This is a genomic window from Mycobacterium sp. SM1 (assembly GCF_018361265.1).
Taxonomy (GTDB): domain Bacteria; phylum Actinomycetota; class Actinomycetes; order Mycobacteriales; family Mycobacteriaceae; genus Mycobacterium.
On sequence record NZ_JAFLNH010000003.1, the window covers coordinates 556,812 to 576,035 of the forward strand.

The following is a 19,224-nucleotide window of genomic DNA, read 5'->3' on the forward strand; positions in this document are numbered from 1 at the left end:
TACGTTCGGTATTCGCGGCTGCGACCCGCCGGATCCAATCGCTCGCGTCGGCGCGAGTGTGTCCGTGGTTGGGGCGCTTGGCTTTTACGGTTGAGCTGGCCGCGCCGGCGGCCTAACACGAGCTTGGCGGTCGGGCGTGGCCGCTCGAGCGAAAGGCGGTAACCGAGATTCCTGTCTTCCTAGATGTAAAAAGCCGACTTGATGTTGCGGCCGCGCAGCTGGCTGCCCGTGAAGCTGTCCAGATTTTCGCCCGCGCGGGTGAAGACATCGGCCGCGGGCTCGGTGCGTCGATGTCGAAGGCGTTCGGCGTCCTGGACGGCAGCGCGGCGCGCCGCGAGTTGCAGGCTTTCAGGCCGAGTATGCGCGGACCGCTGAGGTAGAGGAAGCCGCGGCGCGGCGGATGGTCAGCGCGATGGGCCAGGTGGAGGTCGCGCAGAAACGGCTGAACGAACTCAGCGACAAGTACGGGACGGATAGCTCCTACCCGAAACAGCAGCAGCGTCGAGGGCGGCTGCAGCGAATGTAGCGCTTGCTGATTCGCACGCCCGGGCAGCGAAAGCGCAGCGCGACCATGTCGACGCGATGGTTGGGGCCGAAGGTGCGGCGGCGAGGCTGTCCAGCACGACCGCGACAGCGTCCGATTCGGTGACCCGCGCCGGGCAGGTGTTCAACGCTGTTGGTGCCGCATCGCTGGCAGGGTTCGGGTTCGCGTTAGTGGACACCACCAAGAAGGCTGCTGACTCCGACCTCAAAGAGGTGCTGTCCGGTCTGACAACGTCGATGAACGACTTCAACTACAAGCCGCAGCAGGCCGCTGAGGTCATGTCGAAGATGGTCACCGCGGTCGGTCTGGCTAAGACGAACTTCCAGGAGTTCTCGGGTTCGCTGCACGCCGTGGAGCCGATCGCCGCGGCGGCCGGTTTGAGGCTCGACGACGTCTACGGGTCGCTTGCCCAGATCACCCAGTCGGGAACCTCGGCGGAGCAGGGCGCGCAGAACATGGCGCACTCGATCTCGCAGCTGATGAAACCGACCCAGCAGATGCGTGACGAGATGGCCGCACTCGGCGTCGACGCACGCGACGTGCAAGAGCACCTCGGCGAGCGCGGCTATGCCGGCACCGTCCAGATGCTGTCCGACACGATCCGCCAGCACATGAATCCGGCGCAGCAGGTCGTCATCGACACCATGTTCAAAAGCCAGCAGGCCACCGACGCCGCCAACCAGATGTTCAACAACCTGACGCCCGCAGCGAAGGCTGTCGCGCAGTCCATCAAAGACGGCACGCTGTCGTTCAAAGAGTTCCGCAAGTCGCGCGGCGGCCTGAGCGCTGAGGGCGCCAACCTCATTCAGCAGTGGAACAACCTGAACAACAAGGTTTCTGGCTTCTCGACCGTGCTGAAAAACGGCCAAGGCGACATTCAAACGTACGAGCAGGCGTTGGCGTTGATGACCGGCGGCCAGGAGTCGCTGCGCACCGTTTTGCAGCTGGTCGGCCCCAACGCCAAAGACACCAACGACAAGATCAAGGCCGTCAAAAACACGACCGCGGAAGCTGATGGAACGGTCAAGGGCTTTAACGAAACTCAGGAAACGCTCAACGCGAAGATGGCCGACGCCAAAGCCGCGTTCGGCGCCGCGGCGATCGAGATCGGTTCCGCGTTCGTTCCGATGATGACCAACGTCGCGAACCTCGCCAAGAACGTCGGCGACGAGTTCGCCAAACACCCCGCCGTCATGCACGCCGTCATCGATGCACTCGGACTGATGGGCACCGCGTGGCTGACATTCAAGGCAATCAACGTCATCGAAACCCTGACCGGCATCAACCGCGGCCTGGCGACGATGGTCGCCGAGGAAGATGCCGCAGCGTCAGGAGCTGGCCGGCTCGGCACGGCGCTGTCTGGGCTGGCGAAGTTCGGCGGTTTGGCGATCGGCGCGCAGCTCGGCGGCAACGCGCTGCAGAACGCGACCGCAGGAAACAGCTTTCTGCATGGCGCATCGGTTGTCGGCACTGACGCCGCGACCGGCGCGGCGCTGGGCGCGGGAGTCGCCTCCGTCATCCCTGGCGTCGGAACCGCATCCGGCAGCGCCGCCGATCTTCCAGCCTCCCGCGCCTGGTGTGGGCCCGGCCTTCACCGACTATGTCGGTTCTGGACCGAACAACTCGCGCCTCTACACGATGCAAGGAGGTGGCCAATTCGGGTCGTTCCCAATACCGCCCGAGCTGATCCCGCACTTGCAGGGCCAGCCAGTGCCATGCGTCGCGACAACACCCGAAATGGAGATCCTGCGAGGCGCACTGACCGGCCAAGGCGGCATCACTGGCGGACCATCCACACTGCCGGACCTGTTCGGCTTGCCGGGCGCGCCGCCAAACCGCCAGCAGCTCGATCTGAGCGATGTTCTCGGCGACAACGGATACAACGAATACGGCGGCAGCCGATCTCCGATACCGTTCCCGGCGCCCCGCCAAGGTCCACCGCGTGTAGGTGCGCCAACAATCGCGCCCACCGACGTTCCCGATCATTTCGCCACCGGCGGCCCCGTCGGCACCGACACTGTGCCCGCGTGGCTTACGCCCGGCGAAGAGGTCATGAACGTCGACGCGGTCAAGCAATTCGGGCCCGCCCTGGCGTTCATGAACGCCCAGCACTTTGCCGCCGGCGGCGCTGTGGCAGCGCAATACTTCGCCGGCGGCAGCCGAGGCCCGATCGCCGAGGAATCCGCGGCCGCGCCGCCGCCGCTGCCGGTTAGCGCAGCGGCCAAGGGCGCGCCGGAAGACCCAGAAGGTAAACAGCAGCAGCAGCAGATTCCCGGCGGCGGTATCGGATCGTCGAGTTCCCAGTCGTCGAAGGGACTGGGCATCAGCGGAGGTGCGATCGGCGCCGCTGAAGGCGCCGCCGCCGCTGGCGCTGACTTTTTCGCGCCCGGCTCCGGTGCCGCCGTGCAGGTGCTGTCGCAGCTGGCGAACCGCACCCTCGCCTACGCCGGCCAAGAGGCCGGCATCGCCGGAGCCAAGCCGGCGCGGCCGGTCACCGCCGGCAACACGCAACCGCCGCTGAAGAACGCGCCCGGCAGCCGCGACGAAGGCAAGGCGCCGCAGCACCCCGGTGTTGGGATGCAGATCAACGGAGTAACGGTGCAGGCGAACAACGTTGATCAGTTCAAGTGGTCGATGCAGCAGATGCAGCAGATGCAGCAGCAATACAACATGGCTCGGCTGCAGGCTCCGATGAACAGGCTACCGCGGTGACCAGCGGGTCGCTTCGGAAAAGGGGCTCTTCTGACGCTTCCGTGGGCCGGTTGTTGATGTAAGGGGCGCACGTCGTTGTGGCTTAAGGTTTCTGGCTTGTGGAAGGTCAGGAACCAAAGGAGCCAACAACGACGTGCGCAATGTGAGGCTATGGCGTGCGCTGCTGGGTGTCGAGCAGCGCACCGTGATCGAAGACATCGAGTTCGAGGAGTTCGGGGAGGAAGACGCCGACGGCGACACGCTGGTGGTGGCGCGGGTGCGGCCGCGAAGTGGTGTTTCGCGCCGTTGTGGCCGCTGCGGTCGCAGGGCGCCCTGGTATGACCGGGGTGAGGGTCGGCGCCGGTGGCGGGGCCTGGATTGGGGCACGATGCAGGTGGTGCTGGAGGCCGATGCGCCGCGGGTGAACTGCCCCGCCCATGGGCCTACGGTGGTGGCGGTGCCGTGGGCGCGCCACCATGCCGGGCACACTTTGGCCTTTGATGACACGGTGGCCTGGCTGGCGGTGGCGTGTTCGAAAACCGCGGTGTGCGAGTTGATGCGGGTCGCCTGGCGCACCGTAGGGGCGATCGTGGCGAGGGTGTGGGCCGACACGGAGAAGAGGATCGACCGGTTTGCGGGTCTGCGTCGGATCGGCATCGATGAGATCTCCTATAAGCGTCACCATAAGTACCTCACGGTGGTGGTTGACCACGACAGCGGCCGGCTGGTGTGGGCCGCCCCGGGCCGCGACACCAAGACGCTGCGGCGGTTTTTCGACGCTCTGGGCGCCCAGCGGTGCGCGCAGATCACCCATGTGTCCGCCGATGCGGCGGAGTGGATTGCCGATGTGGTCGCCGAGCGCTGCCCGGGCGCGATCCGCTGCGCAGATCCGTTTCATGTGGTGGCCTGGGCCACCGAGGCGCTGGATGCCGAGCGGCGCCGGGCCTGGAACGACGCGCGAGCGATCGCGCGCGGCGAGGCCAAATGGGGCCGTGGTCGGCCCAGCAGGAACACCGCGCCGCGGCCGGGTCATGAACGAGCACGGCGGCTCAAAGCCGCCCGCTATGCACTGTGGAAAAACCCCGAGGACCTCACCGAACGCCAAACCGCCAAACTGGCCTGGATCGCCAAGACCGACACCCGGCTCTACCGCGCGTACCTGCTCAAAGAGGGCCTGCGGCATGTGTTTTCGGTCAAAGGCCAGGACGGCAAAGACGCCCTCGACAAGTGGATCTCCTGGGCGCGGCGCTGCCGCATCCCGGTCTTCGTCGAGCTGGCCCGCCGCATCAAACGCCACCGCGAGGCCATCGACGCCGCCCTCGACCACGGCCTGTCCCAAGGATTGATCGAATCCACCAACACCAAGATCCGCCTGCTCACCCGCATCGCATTCGGATTCCACAACCCCGCCGCGCTGATCGCCCTGGCCATGCTCGCCCTCGGCGGCCACCGCCCCACCCTGCCCGGCCGCGGCTAACACCCCTCCACCAGGGCACCCCTCGGGTTTCCCCTCTCAGACGTCGCCGATTCTGCGCTACCCGCTCGTCGGTGTCCATGTCGTTCCGCCTCGCTGCGCTCGGGGGCTCCACATGGACACCTCCCACCCGGGCAGCGCTACAGGCAACTATCGCGGAAGCGAGCACAAACGAATTCAACCATCAGATCACGGTCCCGAATCGGCCCCACCCACCCACGGATACGTCAGGAGGGCCGGAAAAGGGCCCAAAATTGGGGTGCGGCGGCGACGTCGTCAGTCGTACGATGGCGTCTCGTGTTACCCGCAGATGCTGAGAACTACGAAAAGCGCGTCGCAGCCGCAACCGACGCCCTGGACGTGTTCGCTGCTCGGCTTATCGGCGAGCTCGACGAGAAAGATGGCGGATTCTCCTGCTGGGTCGGACACAGCGACTGGAAGACCCTGGCAATCGTCGCCGACTACTTGATCCAAACAATCTAGGCGTCGGCGAGGCGCTTCTTTCTGCATCTCTCGCCGCGAAAAACCATCGCGAAGCAGCGTTTTCCCAAGACTACGCGTTCAAGCAAGCAATCAAGACGCACGGGAACCCCTATCCCCTCGACGCGGCGGGACGGCGACGGGCGCTGTCCATCACCCACTCGGCTGAGGCATGTTTCTTCCACCTCGGCCAGACGCTCGACCGCTTGTCAGCCGCGGTGTACATCGTCGGCGGCTTCGAGGTCAACAACATCGTGAAAGTTGACTGGGGCGAGCTCGAGAAGGCTGCGGCGGAACTTCACGCCAATTCGACCAGGGAGCGGTATCAGCTGCCCGGAAGCAAAGGCCGCGCCGCCCAAGAGGCACTCGTGGTACCGGTGAGGGACTGGCAGCAATATGGCCCACCGGACTGGCTCGACTGGCTTCGCAAAACCCGGAACGGTGCGACGCATCGGGCCGTCGGCAGAAAGATGGTAGTGCCGACGTCCGACAACCGGTTCGTCCGTCTGCTGTATCGCGAGCCGCTGTGGAGTGAGGTCCAATCGTTCGTCTACGGCTCCTGGCCGCCTGCAACATCATTTTGGGATGCGTTCATTCCTGCGGCCAGCGAAGATGTTCTCGACGGATTGGTCGATTCAACAACCCAATTGGTCGCCGCGATAGCGCAGACCATGGACACCTGCTGGACCGCGCGCATGGCTGATCCGCAAATGATCGTTCAGCACGGAAGGCAATGGCAGGAGGTAGAGCCGCCCGGTGCTATGTCCAGCTTCCCGGGCTATGGCACTCCGATAACGATCGCATCGAAAAATATAGCTCTGCATCCGTTGGACGCGCAACGCTGGATAGCGGCACGCGTCATGGACGATCGCCGCGCCGACTGGTACGTCTGACACCGACCGCCGTCCACCGCCGAACCGATGGTTCATCGCGTCCACTCCTGTGCGTCCAGTAGTGAAAGGTGGTTGATCATGTAAATGGTTGGCGGCTGATTCGTAAGCTCGTCGTCGCTTGCCGGTGAAAGTCCGGTCCGGGTAGCTGTCAGGAGGCCCGGTAGCAGGCTGGCGGTGTCGTCTGGAAACGGGCGGGGTCGAAGCCCAGCGTCGAACGCCCCGGTTATCGGGGTGTGCAACCGAACGGTCCGTAACGTGAAGTGAAGCCTGCCGCGTCGTTAAGCGATCAGGGAGTGCCGAGCCCGGAGGAGAAGGGCGAAGGCCATGGAAGCGGTGAAGATCCTGGAAGTGCAGCCGTGAAGGACTCCCCGGCGTAAGGGGCTCGGAACGTTCGGATAGTGGTGACGGGAACTGGAGAGGCCCTCCCCGGCCCAACCGACTGCGTAGAGCGGTTGGAGCGCGGCGACCTATAACCGGCGACGAGCCGGGAAGTGGAAGCCAGCCGGGGGGGCGTCGGAGGTGGTCGTAGTACCGGTTGAGCCGAGCGGACAACACAACCGCCGGTGAGGGAAGGGCCACTGCTTCGTCGATGCGTGTGGGTGACTGTGGAGGTGCCCGGTGAGTGCCGTTTCGGCTAGTCCCGCCGACAGCGGAACTGTTGTCGCTGACAAGGTTCCGTTGGACAAGGTGCGTGCCCTGCAACACACGCTGTACCGGACGGCCAAGGCCGATCCCGGGCGACGGTTTCATGCGTTGTGGGACAAAATCTTGCGCAGAGATGTCCTGTGGCGCGGCTGGGTCGCGGTGCGCACCAACAACGGCGCACCGGGCATTGACCGGACCACCTTGGACTGGATCGAAAAGGAGTACGGCATCGACCGGCTCCTTGAGGAACTGTTCTCCGAACTGCGGGATGGGTCGTATCGGCCGCTTCCGGCGCGGCGGGTCTATATCCCCAAGCCGGGAACGACCGAGCAGCGGCCGCTGTCGATTCCTGCTGTGCGTGACCGCATCGTGCAGGCCGCCACCAAGATCGTGCTCGAGCCGATCTTCGAAGCGGGTTTTGCCCCGTGCGGTTTCGGGTTTCGCCCGAAGCGGGGTCAGCACGATGCCCTGCAGGTGCTCGTCGACGAGAACTTTCGGGGCAGGCGGTGGGTGGTGGAGACCGATATCGCCGATTGTTTTTGGCCCTCCTGACGTATCCGTGGGTGGGTGGGGCCGATTCGGGACCGTGATCTGATGGTTGAATTCGTTTGTGCTCGCTTCCGCGATAGTTGCCTGTAGCGCTGCCCGGGTGGGAGGTGTCCATGTGGAGCCCCCGAGCGCAGCGAGGCGGAACGACATGGACACCGACGAGCGGGTAGCGCAGAATCGGCGACGTCTGAGAGGGGAAACCCGAGGGGTGCCCTGGTGGAGGGGTGTTAGCCGCGGCCGGGCAGGGTGGGGCGGTGGCCGCCGAGGGCGAGCATGGCCAGGGCGATCAGCGCGGCGGGGTTGTGGAATCCGAATGCGATGCGGGTGAGCAGGCGGATCTTGGTGTTGGTGGATTCGATCAATCCTTGGGACAGGCCGTGGTCGAGGGCGGCGTCGATGGCCTCGCGGTGGCGTTTGATGCGGCGGGCCAGCTCGACGAAGACCGGGATGCGGCAGCGCCGCGCCCAGGAGATCCACTTGTCGAGGGCGTCTTTGCCGTCCTGGCCTTTGACCGAAAACACATGCCGCAGGCCCTCTTTGAGCAGGTACGCGCGGTAGAGCCGGGTGTCGGTCTTGGCGATCCAGGCCAGTTTGGCGGTTTGGCGTTCGGTGAGGTCTTCGGGGTTTTTCCACAGTGCATAGCGGGCGGCTTTGAGCCGCCGTGCTCGTTCATGACCCGGCCGCGGCGCGGTGTTCCTGCTGGGCCGACCACGGCCCCATTTGGCCTCGCCGCGCGCGATCGCTCGCGCGTCGTTCCAGGCCCGGCGCCGCTCGGCATCCAGCGCCTCGGTGGCCCAGGCCACCACATGAAACGGATCTGCGCAGCGGATCGCGCCCGGGCAGCGCTCGGCGACCACATCGGCAATCCACTCCGCCGCATCGGCGGACACATGGGTGATCTGCGCGCACCGCTGGGCGCCCAGAGCGTCGAAAAACCGCCGCAGCGTCTTGGTGTCGCGGCCCGGGGCGGCCCACACCAGCCGGCCGCTGTCGTGGTCAACCACCACCGTGAGGTACTTGTGGTGACGCTTGTAGGAGATCTCATCGATGCCGATCCGACGCAGACCCGCAAACCGGTCGATCCTCTTCTCCGTGTCGGCCCACACCCTCGCCACGATCGCCCCTACGGTGCGCCAGGCGACCCGCATCAACTCGCACACCGCGGTTTTCGAACACGCCACCGCCAGCCAGGCCACCGTGTCATCAAAGGCCAAAGTGTGCCCGGCATGGTGGCGCGCCCACGGCACCGCCACCACCGTAGGCCCATGGGCGGGGCAGTTCACCCGCGGCGCATCGGCCTCCAGCACCACCTGCATCGTGCCCCAATCCAGGCCCCGCCACCGGCGCCGACCCTCACCCCGGTCATACCAGGGCGCCCTGCGACCGCAGCGGCCACAACGGCGCGAAACACCACTTCGCGGCCGCACCCGCGCCACCACCAGCGTGTCGCCGTCGGCGTCTTCCTCCCCGAACTCCTCGAACTCGATGTCTTCGATCACGGTGCGCTGCTCGACACCCAGCAGCGCACGCCATAGCCTCACATTGCGCACGTCGTTGTTGGCTCCTTTGGTTCCTGACCTTCCACAAGCCAGAAACCTTAAGCCACAACGACGTGCGCCCCTTACATCAACAACCGGCCCACGGAAGCGTCAGAAGAGCCTTGTTTTTCGGTGATACCGCATGACCGGGTGATGGCAGCGGTCGAGGAACGGGTGTGCGACCAGTCGGTGCTTAAGCTGCTGCGCGCGATGCTGCGTGCGGGAGTGATGGAATCCGGCGTCGTCCGTCATCCAGACACCGGAACCCCGCAAGGTGCTGTGATCAGCCCCTTGCTGTGCAACGTGTACCTGCACCGGCTCGACCGGTCCTGGGACACCCGCGCTTTCGGGGTGCTGGTGCGCTTCGCCGACGATCTGCTGGTGATGCGCGAATCCGAACAGCAAGCCCACGCCGCGCTCGCGCGGCTGCGGGCGCTGCTGGCCGAGTTGGGCTTGGTGCCCAAGGAGGCCAAGACCCGCATCGTCGAATTGGTGGTGGGCGGAGAAGGTTTCGACTTTCTCGGCTTTCATCATCGGATGGTGCGCTCGCGGGGTGTGCACGGCAGACGTGGTGTGGCGTTCTTGGCCCGCTGGCCCAGTGATCGGGCGATGCACCGTGCACGCGATCGGATCAGGCAGTTGACGATCCGGTCTCGGCTGCTGCTGCCGGTCGAGGTGGTGGTGGAGGACCTGAACAGGTTCCTGCGTGGCTGGGCGAACTATTTTCGCTACGGCCACTCCGCGATCCGCTTCCACAAGATCCAGCAGCACGCCCAAGACCGGTTGGCGCTGTTTATCGGTAGGCAGCGCGGGCGCGGCTTTGGCCTGTCCGTGCTTGCCTACCAGTCCACCGATTACTGCGGGTTGTACAGCCTGAACGGAACCGTCATCGCACCCAGGGCTAACAAGCCCTGGCGGGAGAAACCGAATGCCGGCGGTGAACGGCGTCGGTGAGCCGTGTGCGGGAGAACCGCATGCACGGTTCGAGGTGGCGGGAGCTGGAGCGGCACCGACCTGACCAGGGGCACCAGGGGACGGACAACCGACCGGGAAACCGGCGGCACCAAGGCCCTGGGTCCTACCGTCAGTGCTCATTACTTCTCCAGTTCCCGACCCAACTCTCCATACCGGCGCGATTTATGAGTCGTCGTCGCGATCGCGCCCACAAACCATCGATGATCGAATTGACCTCAGGCAGGAGCAGGTTTGGACGGCGCGGGCTCATTGCGATGGCGGGCGATCATGTCTATCACGTCGGCCTCGGTCATGCGCCAAGTTCGGCCGACCCTGTAGCCGCGGATCCGGCGGCTACGCAGCCGGTTACGCAACCAGCGTTCGGGATCTTGCAGTTCGGGCGGCAACACCATCGCTGCGACCTCAGCCAGTGAATAGGTGCGACCAACAACCGATCCGTCCTCGGTACTCGCCGACTGCAGCGTCCTCGCGGGACCGTCCTATTTCGCGCAGCGTATCGTCACCGTGGGTGCAGCCGAACGGGCCGGTAAGCGCGGGAAGGGAAGCGGATCCATGATGAGCAGTGTCCGTCCCGCCGCTGTACCCCTATCTCCCATCGGCCCAAGCGTGTTACGTGCTGTCCGACTTCGCTTCTCGCGCCGTTCCTGATAGGCCCGCGAATGCGCCGTCAAAACGGTCGCTGATTGGCGACCTCTGGGCAGGTGCTCGACATGGCTGCCGCGATGGCTTTGAAAACGTCGGGTGTACCCCTAAAACTGGGGTTGTCGTCGGCCAGCATGTCGCCGGTCGACGACTCGATCTGCGGCATGGTCCACGCCGGATCACGCAACATGCGGCATATCGTGTTGGCCTGCTGTTGAGTGATGTTGGACTGTGCAGCCGGTGGTGGTAGAGCCGGCGCGGGGGATGGCGGCGGCGGTGCCGGTGCGGGCGCGACAGCTTGAGGCGGCGCAACCGGAGCCACGGGAGGCGGCGGCGCAGCGTGAACTGGCGGTGCAGCCACCGGCGCGGACACTGGCGCGGTAGGCGCAGCGGCGCCAGGCCGCTCCTGACGGTACAACGTCACCGAGAACCAAACGACGACTGCGACGCTCACACATAACAACGCCACCAGCGGCAGCCACAAGAGCCGCCCACGCCACCCGTGAGAACGATCGGCAAGCTCCTCCGTCTCAGCCTCGGACGACCATGCCAACGCGGCGACTTGAGTTATTCCCGCATCAGCAACGATGGCGGTCGGCGCTTCAGGATGCAGCTCGGCCGCAGCGGTCCGCGGGCTGCCCGGCACATCAGCGGTCTCGTCGCTGTCGCTGGCAGCAACGGCGGTCGGTTGATCGTCATCACTGGCGGTCACGATTGTTCTCCTGATTGTCCTGCTGCGGCGCATCGTACGACCTCGCTGGGCGCCGTCCTTGTCGTTTCAGCGATTCGCGCCACCGTCGCATAACCCACGCCGACCTTGCGCGCCAAAGTGGACGGCGCTGTCCCGGCGGCCAGCTCGGACAGCACCAGGGCTGCCTTGTCGCGATTGATGCGCGTTACGCCCGCGCCGATCAGCTCATCAGCCGCCACCGTCCAATGCCGTGCATCCGGCGGCGCCGAGGCTGTGCAGCGGCACACCGTTGTGCAACACCCCCGCACCATTGCGCGCACTGGCGGTGCGCCGTGGTGTCCCGGACAGCGCCAACAACGCGAGCGTGGACTGCGCGATGCTCAGGTCGATCGCCAGTGGCCATAGCCACGCCGTCGCAGGCGAGAACCCGGCCCAGGTCAGCGCCAACGTGCGCAGCGCATCGAAGCTGAGCACGAACGCGCACACCGCGAGCATCGCGGTCATAGCCAGCGCACACCAGTACGTCGCGCCAACGGTGCGGGTACGCACCAGCAGCGCAACACCATGCGTTGAACCAAGCAACACGGCCGGCGGAACGACCGCAGCCGTGGCCGCGATCGGCGCGTGCCCCTGTACGGCCAACAGCGCGTGCGCAACGTTCCCAGCCACCGATGCGCCGGTCGCCGCAATCAACGTGAACCAAAAGAACCGGACGGCGGCGCCTGCGCACGCCGTCCGCGACCGGATTGATGACGATCATCGGGTGACCGCCGGATCCTGACCGTTCATCTGCTCGAGCTCGTCGGCCGCAGCCAGCAGATCGTAGGCAACCTCTCGCGCGGCAGCCGCGTCAAGCTCGAGGCCCGCAACCGATATCCAACGCTGCCGAACGCTGCCGTCCGGATTCTGGAAGCCGTTGATCTCCACCGACACCTTCTCACCGCGCTGGGTGCCCCAGAAGAACGATGCAGCTCCTCGCGGTCGAAGATGCGATCCCACTCGTCGACCGTGGTAGCGTCGGGCGGCGGGGCAACATCGGGGTGGTTGGCGGGCGTAATCTCTTGCATTGTCGAGCTCCTATCCAGTTCGGCCATTCCCCGGGGCGGTCGCAGCCGTCGCCGGGGTCCTTTGTCTCTCTTGATGTTTGGCTGCTTGCCGTACAGCAACGGGTACAGCAACGCGCCCGATTTCTGGGGTGTTCGGGACTGTTCGCCAATGTCCCGAAATCGGCTCTACCTGCAAAAACTGGTCGCCCACGTACGCCCGCGAATGCCATTAATGAAGCTGGGGGTCAAGTGGTCGCAGGTTCAAATCCTGTCAGCCCGACCGAGTGACAAGCCGGACAGAGCGCGGCTAGCCTCGAGGACCGCGGCCTACCGGTTTGGCCTGTAGAAGCGCTGGAAGCGCGGACATGTCGCAACGGCGGCCAGCATCAGCTCGGCCGTGGTTGAGGCGACGGAAAATCGGATAACCGACTCCATCAGCTTGACGGCCCGCCCGTGGGTGATCGAGGCTGGTGGGCTCATGCGAGTTATCTGCACGGAGAACTCGTGCAGCTCCCGCACCCGCACCGCCAGGTGCCGCGCGGAAACGATTACACCGAATTCAGTCGATGAGCGAGACATGTTGTCTAACAGCGCGGTTGGCCTGGCGCGCCCTGCGCTGCTCCTGACGGGTAATCCGTTCGGCTGGGTTCGCTATCAGGGCCGCACCCACAAGGATCCAAGGCACTCCGAGCTGGCCACGGTATTTCGGAGGCGCGCGGGCTCGCCGACGATGAGTTGCCCAGGTTTGGGCGCGGCGCGGCGCTGGCGCAAGGTCGACCACACCGCGCCGCCGCGGCCCACCACGACCCGCGGAAAGGCGCCGCGCGGTACGGGGACCACGGTAAGGTGCTGACCGTGCGCAGAGAATTGCCGACCAGAGGCCGGGGCCGCTGGCTGGCGTTCGCGGCCTCGGTCGCCGTCTCTGCCGCCATCCTTCACGCCCAGAACGCAAAACCGGCGTGCTGCGCCGAGCATCCGGCCGCGAGCCCGGCGGATCACCGGCCTGCGCCGGGCGGCGGTCCGCACCTCGCCACCCCCGGGGCGGCGCAACTGGTTGCGGCAAGCGCGCCGGTCGCAAACCGGGTGATCCCCTACGCGTTACCCCCGGGCGTCGCACCGGAGCAGGGACTGCAGGTCCACACTATTTGGGCCGCCCGCGCAATCAGCGTGTTGTTTCCGCAGATCACCACCATCGGCGGGTACCGCCAGGATCCGCTGAAGTGGCATCCCAACGGGCTGGCGATCGACGTGATGATCCCGAACTACCGCAGCGCGGAGGGAATTGAGCTGGGCAACCAGATTGCCGGGTACGCCCTGGCGAATGCGCACCGCTGGGGAGTGGTCCATGTGATTTGGCGACGGGGCTTCTATCCGGGCATCGGCGCGCCGAGTTGGACGGCGGACTACGGCTCAGAGACCGCCAACCACTTCGACCACGTTCACATCGCCACCGACGGCGGCGGCTACCCGACCGGACACGAGACCTATTACATCGACTCCATGAGCCCCTGACATGAACCGCCGGGGCTCGCCCGCCACGTTCGAGTTTCGGCGCTCGCCGGTCGAGTCGGTTGGCTGAGACGATCCGGCGCGGCTACTCCGCGGGCGGCAGTTGTCGCGGGCCCTCGGGTGCGGGCAGTTCACGAGGCTCGCCGGAGCCGATTAACTCGGGCCGCCGGCCATCGGCCGTTTCAAGGGACACTCCTGCGTCTTGCGCAGGCGGGCAGCCCAGCGACGAGCGTCCGGTCCCGGCGCCGGGCCCCCCGTGTCGCGCGAAGTCGCTTCGGCGATGTGACGGGATGGGGTTTAACGGCTCGCGCGTGTCGGTGCTTGTCGATGCGGAGGGCGGGGCCTCGGTGTTGACGGTCACCTTGCGAGTGCGCTTAAGCGAGAACGTGATCTCCTCAACCTCTTCGAGCACTTGGCGCGCGGCACGAACCGGTTGGGTGGCGGTGTCGACGGCGCGGGCCACGAACGACGGTATGAGCGGACGAACCCAGCGCGCGGCCGCCTTGGTGACGTCGGGAATCACCGGTGTCCCGCGCCGCCAGCGCGGCTCCACCGCATCGGCCAGGGCCGCAGGCAGGTTTTTGCCCGCTACGGGTTCCGGCTCGGCGGCCGGCAATCGGGTAGCCGTCGGGCTCGTTGCCTGCGCTTCGGCGGCAATCGCCGCACGAACATCGTCCGGCTGCGCTTCGCGCTGCGACGACACCAGGGCCGGGTCGCCGAGAGCCTCGGCGACCCGGCGGCGCTGCTGCACGCGGTTGATTTCACCGTCGGCCGCGACGGCGGCCCGTACGGCAGCGAGTTGCTTTTCGGCCCAAAGGGTTTCAGTCTCCCGGCGAACCTCGGCACGCTTGACGGCGATCGCAGTGGCGGCGTCCAGCTCGGCGCGGTCGCGTTCCGCGCGAGCGGCTGCGCGGCGGTCAGCGGTCGTCTCGCCGCGCCACAGCCGCAGAATCAACGGCAGCAGGTACAGCAGGGCGCAGAACCCGATCGTGAGCAGCCGCAGCAGCAGCGTGCCGGCGCTGGCGAGCGTGAGGTCGTTCATCGCGACCCAGCGTGCGCCGAGCCCATGATCCGCAGCAGCTATCACGGTTTCGCGCGCCCTCGCGAGAGCTTGCTCAGCCCTGGCGATCTGGGCGTCCAATTCGGGCGCCCGGCTATCGCGGGAGGCCACCGCCGTGTCCAACTCCCGCTGAGCATCCGCGAGAATTGCGTTGGCCGTTTGTGTTTCGGGCCCGGCTCCGGGTACTCCGGTGATACGGGTCTGCGGGCAGGCCGGTGTGGGGTGGTATTCGCAGCGCGCCACGACCAGCGCTTGGTCGCGGTGCTCGCGGGCTCGTTCGACGGCGTTGTCCAGTGCGCTGCGGGCGTTACGGCTCTGCTCAAGGGCCGTCGACGCCAGGGCGACGGCCGGCGTGACGTCGGCGGTGCGGGCGGCCTGAGCCTCAAGACGGCGATCGATCGCACCGCTGAACACAACGAGCACGGCAAGCTCACCCACCACCGCGCCGAGGCCCACCGCGACGGCGGCCCGCCCGGCGATGCCGGTCACTCCGCGGGCCGGGCCGCTGGCGATGGCACGGGTCAGCGCGCCGGCCAGCAGGCCGAAAGCCAGGGTCATCGGCAGGATGGCCGGCGGCCAGCTCACCGCCTGCCCGACGGCCAGGGTCGCGGCAAGCCAGGCCAGTGCCGCGTCAAGCGCCACCACCACACCGGTGATCGCGTAGGTCGACCGCTCGTGAGCCTCACCGACTTCACACCACTGCCCACCGCCGAGCCAGGCGAACACCGCCTCGATCCGGGCTGCGGCCGATCGGGGCCCGGGAGCATCCCGGGGAGAATCGTGGACAGCCATCTGACGTTACCTACCTCCGGATTTGTCGGATTTGCCCAACCCTGGCGAACCGCTACCCGACATGGTGAATCGCCGGGTTTTCCCTGGGTGGGCTCACAGCGACCAGAGCGGGGCGCCGCCGCCCCCTCGCGCCAGTGCGATACCTGCATCCTCGCACACGCGCGCGGCGGCGTCGATCGCCGCGGCCGGTCTCCCCACTGCGGCGGCCCGAAAAAACTCGCGGCGTAACCGGATCTGCGGCTGTCGGGGAAGCCGACGTGAGACGGTATGAACCTATGCACACCCACGACTACCTGACCTACGAAGCCTTCGGGCGCAGATTCTTTGAGGTCGCCGTCACCGAGCAGCGCGTCGCCGCCGCGTTCGCCCAGTTCGCGGGGGAGGAGTTTGCCCTGGGCCCAATCGGTCAGGGACCAGGCAGGATCGCCAAGGTCAGCGCCAAGGTCAAGATCCACAAACCCCGGGTCACGCGCCACCTCGGCGACCCCATCACGTTCACCATTCACATTCCGCTTGCCATCGATCTGCTGGTGGATCTACGGCTGGACAAGCAGCGGTTCACGGTTGCCGGCGACATCGCGTTGCGCGCCACCGCCCGGGCCGCCAAACCGTTGCTGGTGATCGTCGAGGTGGCGAAGCCACGGCCCGCCGACATCACCGTCCAGGTTTCATCGAAGTCCATTCGTGGCGAGGTGCTGCGCATCTTGGCCGGCGTGGACGCCGAGATCCGGCGCTTCATCGCCCAGCATGTCGCCAACGAGATCGACTCACCGCAATCGCAGGCAGCGCAAGTCATCGACGTGGCCGAGCAGCTCGACGTCGCCTGGACCGGCATCTAAGCGCTGCCGCCCGCTGCCGCCGCTAACGGCCGGGGCCCGGGGCGTGATTGCCCTGGCCGACCTTCATGGATAGGGAATCGGGGGTGGCGAGGGGATTGGGGGAATGGGCGGAATCGGCGGAATGGGCGGAATCGGTGGGATGGGCGGGGGTGACGGGATCGGCGGTGGAGCCGGAATGGCGGGCGGCACCGGAACACCGGGCGGCAGCCGGTAGGCGGGCGGGCCAGGATTGCCGCACGCCGGGGGAGGGGCACAGGTGCAGGGGCAGCTGGGCGTGGTCGGCGGCGCCGTCGTGGTCGTGGTTGTGGTTGTCGTCGTGGTGGCATGACCGGCTTTGCCGCCCCCACCACAGGCCACCACGCCGATGGCAATGGCGGCGACCGCGGCGGGCAGAGCCCATCGCCGGATGGCCCGATCATGCACGTCTAGCCTCGTCTGACCTCGATTGCCCCGGGTCAATCCCGGTGGACCAAGCCTATAGGCGCCTACCGGCGTACCGGCGCGCGGCCACGGTGCGGTTTCTCCCCAACTTCTCCCCAACCGCCTACAAGCGTGCAGGAGATGCCGGAGATCACGCGGTTCGGCTTTGCCGTTACCGCTCTCAGGGCGGAGAAACCGGCGAATCGGCATCGGTGGCGATTTGGGCGCGCATCGTCTCGGCCAGGGCGGCCGCTCGTCGATCACCGAAGACGTCCTCGAGCAGCACCGGCCGACCGTGCGGGCCGGCCAGTGGCACCCGCCAGTTGGGGTACTCGTCGCTGGTGCCGGGCTGGTTCTGGGTGCGCTTATCGCCGACCGCGTCGGCCAGGGACACCCCCAGCAGCCGCGCCGGTGTCCGGCCGAGGTACTTATATAGCGCAAGGATGGTTTGCTCTTCGTCGGCGTCGTCGGCGTCGTCGGTGAGCAGGCCGACTCGGCGCAGCTCGGCAATCCAGGCCGCCCGCTCGCTCTGGTCCGCTTGCAGCTCCTCCTGGGTGGGCCGCGAGAGCAAACCCAGGGAGGCACGCAGGCGCACACGATCTCCGGCCAGATAGCCGGCGGTCGGCGGTAGGTCGTGGGTGGTCACCGAGGCCAAGCAGTACTCCCGCCAGCGTTCGGCCGGCAGCGGACCCCCACCGCCGTCGCGATCCAGCTCGAACCACAGAATCGACGTGCCGAGTATGCCGCGGGATCGCAGATAGTCCCGCACCCATGGCTCGACGGTGCCAAGATCCTCGCCCACCACGAGCGCACCGGCCCGGTGCGCCTCCAGGGCGAGGATGCCGATCATGGCCTCGTGGTCGTAGCGCACATAGGTGCCTTGCGGGGGCGATACGCCGTCGGGGATCCACCACAGCCGAAACAACCCGATGATGTGGTCGATGCGCACGGCGCCGCCGTGGCGCATCATGGCCCGGATCAGTGCGCGAAACGGTTGATACTCAGCCTCGGCGAGCCGGTCGGGCCGCCACGGCGGTTGTGACCAGTCCTGGCCGAGTTGGTTGAACTCATCCGGCGGTGCCCCCGCGGTCACGCCGGGGGCGAGCACATCCTGCAGGGCCCAGGCATCGGCACCGTTGGGGTGCACGCCCACGGCGAGGTCGTGCATGATGCCCAGCGCCATTCCGGCCCGCACGGCCCCCGACTGCGCGGCGGCGAGTTGCTCGTCGAGCAACCATTGCAGCCAGCGGTGGAAATCGACGGCATCCGGATGCTTAGCCACGAAATCGGCAACACCCGGGCCGGTGGGATGCCGCAGCGATTCCGGCCAGCGATGCCAGTCGCCACCATACTTCTCGGCCAGGGCGCACCAGGTGGCGAAATCGTCGAGGGCCCGGCCCTCGCGGGCGCGAAATGCCGCGTAGGCCAGTTCCCGGCCCGCCGAGCGCGCCACGCGGTAGAGCAGCTGCAGCGCGGCGCGCTTTGCCACCCAGGCGGTGTCGCGGTCGATGGTGTCCAACGCGGCGCTGCGCTCCTGGACCTGCTGGCGCAGCCGTCGCACCCGGCCGCGCTTGCGCAGCTCGGCGTATTCGGGGACGGCCTCGACGCGCAGATACAGCGGGTTGACGAAGCGTCGCGACGTCGGCAGGTAAGGCGACGGCTCCATCGGTGTCGTCGGCGCGGCCGCGTGCAGCGGATTGACCAGCAGATAGCCGGCGCCGTGGCGGGCGGCCGACCACACCGCCAAGTCCGTGAGATCGGTGAGGTCCCCGACACCCCACGACCGCCGGGAACGCACGCTATAGATCTGCGCCGCCAAGCCCCAAGCCCGGCGGGCCGTGAGCCGCTCGGGTAGACCTAGCCAGCTTGGCGTGACGATGAGCAGGGTGTTGTGTTCGTCATCGCCGGAACGCAGGTGCGCCCGGTGATATCCCAGCGGCAGATCGGGCGGCAGCACAAAGCTGGCTTCGCCGATCCAGCGTCCGTCGAGGTCGAACGGGGGGCTGAAATTGTCGACCTGCCGCAGCCCGGTCCGCACCGTCCCGTCCTCGAGGCGCAGCCACACCTCGGCGGGGTGGCCGTGGGTCACATGGGCCCAAAACCGGGTCTCGGCGCCGGCGCGGGCGACGATGGTGACGGGCAGGGGACGCGACCAATACCCCCGGTCGTGGGCGATCAGCGCCGCGGTGCGCTCCGACTCGGTCCCGGCGGCCACACCGAAGGCACCCAGGACGGCGACCAGGGTGGCCTCACCGACGACGGAACGCCGACCCGTCCAGTCCTGGTATTCGGTGGCGATTCCGAATCGGCCAGCGAGGTCGGCCAACGAGGGCGACAGGTCGGTCACCCAAGCGCTCCGCCGCGGGCGACCCGCAAACACCCAGCTCGGACGGGCGGAGCCAAACGACGGGTGACACCGCGGTGGCGGGGTTCAGA

The 19,224-nt window shown here is 67.0% G+C and carries 19 protein-coding genes; 10 read left to right on the forward strand and 9 right to left on the reverse strand.

Annotated features, from left to right (window positions below):
• Positions 1–582: 582 nt before the first annotated feature.
• The 6 genes from MSM1_RS15625 (at position 583) to MSM1_RS22750 (ending at position 7,279) form a co-directional block, all read left to right on the forward strand.
• The gene (locus tag MSM1_RS15625; protein WP_213444109.1) at positions 583–2,757 is read left to right on the forward strand and encodes a phage tail tape measure protein; all 2,175 of its coding nucleotides are present in this window, start codon (positions 583–585) and stop codon (positions 2,755–2,757) included.
• Positions 2,675–3,256, forward strand: a complete 582-nt coding sequence (locus MSM1_RS15630; protein WP_213444113.1) for a hypothetical protein — start codon at positions 2,675–2,677, stop codon at positions 3,254–3,256. Before MSM1_RS15625 ends, MSM1_RS15630 begins: the two co-directional genes overlap by 83 nt.
• Before the next feature lie 133 nt (positions 3,257–3,389).
• Positions 3,390–4,712: an ISL3 family transposase gene (locus MSM1_RS15635; protein ID WP_213444119.1), complete on the forward strand. Its 1,323-nt coding sequence runs from the start codon at positions 3,390–3,392 to the stop codon at positions 4,710–4,712.
• 294 nt (positions 4,713–5,006) lie between these two features.
• The gene (locus tag MSM1_RS15640) at positions 5,007–5,192 is read left to right on the forward strand and encodes a hypothetical protein (protein WP_213444124.1); all 186 of its coding nucleotides are present in this window, start codon (positions 5,007–5,009) and stop codon (positions 5,190–5,192) included.
• A 203-nt stretch (positions 5,193–5,395) separates the two neighbouring features.
• Complete coding sequence (locus MSM1_RS15645) at positions 5,396–6,082, forward strand: hypothetical protein (protein WP_213444127.1); 687 nt, start codon at positions 5,396–5,398, stop codon at positions 6,080–6,082.
• 618 nt (positions 6,083–6,700) lie between these two features.
• Complete coding sequence (locus MSM1_RS22750) at positions 6,701–7,279, forward strand: reverse transcriptase domain-containing protein (RefSeq protein WP_213444131.1); 579 nt, start codon at positions 6,701–6,703, stop codon at positions 7,277–7,279.
• A gap of 224 nt (positions 7,280–7,503) precedes the next feature.
• Here MSM1_RS22750 and MSM1_RS15655 read toward each other — a convergent pair whose 3' ends face one another.
• Entirely contained in the window at positions 7,504–8,826 is a 1,323-nt protein-coding gene (locus MSM1_RS15655) for an ISL3 family transposase (RefSeq protein ID WP_213444119.1), read from the reverse strand.
• Positions 8,827–8,946: 120 nt separating this feature from the next.
• Here MSM1_RS15655 and MSM1_RS22755 point away from each other — a divergent pair, with 120 nt between their 5' ends.
• Positions 8,947–9,768, forward strand: coding sequence for a reverse transcriptase domain-containing protein (locus tag MSM1_RS22755; RefSeq protein ID WP_307857408.1), 822 nt, complete (start codon positions 8,947–8,949; stop codon positions 9,766–9,768).
• A 236-nt stretch (positions 9,769–10,004) separates the two neighbouring features.
• Here the strand turns inward: MSM1_RS22755 and MSM1_RS21965 are convergent, their stop codons facing one another.
• Both MSM1_RS21965 and MSM1_RS15670 read right to left on the reverse strand, forming a co-directional pair.
• Entirely contained in the window at positions 10,005–10,181 is a 177-nt protein-coding gene (locus MSM1_RS21965; protein ID WP_236056434.1) for a hypothetical protein, read from the reverse strand.
• A gap of 275 nt (positions 10,182–10,456) precedes the next feature.
• The gene (locus tag MSM1_RS15670; protein WP_213444136.1) at positions 10,457–10,621 is read right to left on the reverse strand and encodes a hypothetical protein; all 165 of its coding nucleotides are present in this window, start codon (positions 10,619–10,621) and stop codon (positions 10,457–10,459) included.
• Between the two features lie 50 nt (positions 10,622–10,671).
• Here MSM1_RS15670 and MSM1_RS15675 point away from each other — a divergent pair, with 50 nt between their 5' ends.
• Positions 10,672–10,815, forward strand: coding sequence for a hypothetical protein (locus MSM1_RS15675; RefSeq protein WP_213444141.1), 144 nt, complete (start codon positions 10,672–10,674; stop codon positions 10,813–10,815).
• Positions 10,816–11,139: 324 nt separating this feature from the next.
• On the opposite strand, the gene MSM1_RS15680 is transcribed toward MSM1_RS15675, so the two are convergent.
• The 4 genes from MSM1_RS15680 to MSM1_RS15695 all read right to left on the reverse strand — a co-directional run bounded on the left by MSM1_RS15680 (position 11,140) and on the right by MSM1_RS15695 (position 12,747).
• Positions 11,140–11,361 carry a hypothetical protein gene (locus MSM1_RS15680; RefSeq protein WP_213444146.1) on the reverse strand — a complete coding sequence of 74 codons (222 nt, stop codon included), beginning with the start codon at positions 11,359–11,361 and terminating at the stop codon, positions 11,140–11,142.
• On the reverse strand, positions 11,351–11,791 hold the full coding sequence (locus MSM1_RS22760) for a DUF2637 domain-containing protein (protein WP_307857409.1): 441 nt from the start codon (positions 11,789–11,791) through the stop codon (positions 11,351–11,353). The genes MSM1_RS15680 and MSM1_RS22760 overlap by 11 nt, the downstream gene beginning before the upstream one ends.
• An 87-nt stretch (positions 11,792–11,878) precedes the next feature.
• On the reverse strand, positions 11,879–12,049 hold the full coding sequence (locus MSM1_RS15690) for a hypothetical protein (protein ID WP_213444148.1): 171 nt from the start codon (positions 12,047–12,049) through the stop codon (positions 11,879–11,881).
• Positions 12,050–12,495: 446 nt separating this feature from the next.
• Positions 12,496–12,747, reverse strand: coding sequence for a hypothetical protein (locus MSM1_RS15695; protein ID WP_213444150.1), 252 nt, complete (start codon positions 12,745–12,747; stop codon positions 12,496–12,498).
• A 276-nt stretch (positions 12,748–13,023) separates the two neighbouring features.
• On the opposite strand from MSM1_RS15695, the gene MSM1_RS15700 reads away from it, so the two are divergent.
• Positions 13,024–13,680: a glycoside hydrolase gene (locus tag MSM1_RS15700; RefSeq protein ID WP_213444152.1), complete on the forward strand. Its 657-nt coding sequence runs from the start codon at positions 13,024–13,026 to the stop codon at positions 13,678–13,680.
• A gap of 82 nt (positions 13,681–13,762) precedes the next feature.
• On the opposite strand, the gene MSM1_RS15705 is transcribed toward MSM1_RS15700, so the two are convergent.
• Entirely contained in the window at positions 13,763–15,529 is a 1,767-nt protein-coding gene (locus tag MSM1_RS15705; RefSeq protein ID WP_213444154.1) for a DUF4407 domain-containing protein, read from the reverse strand.
• A 275-nt stretch (positions 15,530–15,804) separates the two neighbouring features.
• On the opposite strand from MSM1_RS15705, the gene MSM1_RS15710 reads away from it, so the two are divergent.
• Positions 15,805–16,368, forward strand: a complete 564-nt coding sequence (locus tag MSM1_RS15710; RefSeq protein ID WP_213444533.1) for a hypothetical protein — start codon at positions 15,805–15,807, stop codon at positions 16,366–16,368.
• A 601-nt stretch (positions 16,369–16,969) separates the two neighbouring features.
• Here MSM1_RS15710 and malQ read toward each other — a convergent pair.
• On the reverse strand, positions 16,970–19,135 hold the full coding sequence (gene malQ / locus MSM1_RS15715) for a 4-alpha-glucanotransferase (RefSeq protein WP_213444156.1): 2,166 nt from the start codon (positions 19,133–19,135) through the stop codon (positions 16,970–16,972).
• Positions 19,136–19,224: the final 89 nt, after the last annotated feature.

What these genes read in the sequence shown, in the direction of transcription:
- MSM1_RS21965 (WP_236056434.1), bottom strand. Translation starts at nt 10,181, where the DNA reads ATGGTGTTGCCGCCCGAACTGCAAGATCCCGAACGCTGGTTGCGTAAC.
- MSM1_RS15625 (WP_213444109.1), top strand. Translation starts at nt 583, where the DNA reads ATGGTTGGGGCCGAAGGTGCGGCGGCGAGGCTGTCCAGCACGACCGCG.
- MSM1_RS15705 (WP_213444154.1), bottom strand. Translation starts at nt 15,529, where the DNA reads ATGGCTGTCCACGATTCTCCCCGGGATGCTCCCGGGCCCCGATCGGCC.
- MSM1_RS15695 (WP_213444150.1), bottom strand. Translation starts at nt 12,747, where the DNA reads ATGTCTCGCTCATCGACTGAATTCGGTGTAATCGTTTCCGCGCGGCAC.
- MSM1_RS15710 (WP_213444533.1), top strand. Translation starts at nt 15,805, where the DNA reads ATGCACACCCACGACTACCTGACCTACGAAGCCTTCGGGCGCAGATTC.
- MSM1_RS15670 (WP_213444136.1), bottom strand. Translation starts at nt 10,621, where the DNA reads ATGTTGCGTGATCCGGCGTGGACCATGCCGCAGATCGAGTCGTCGACC.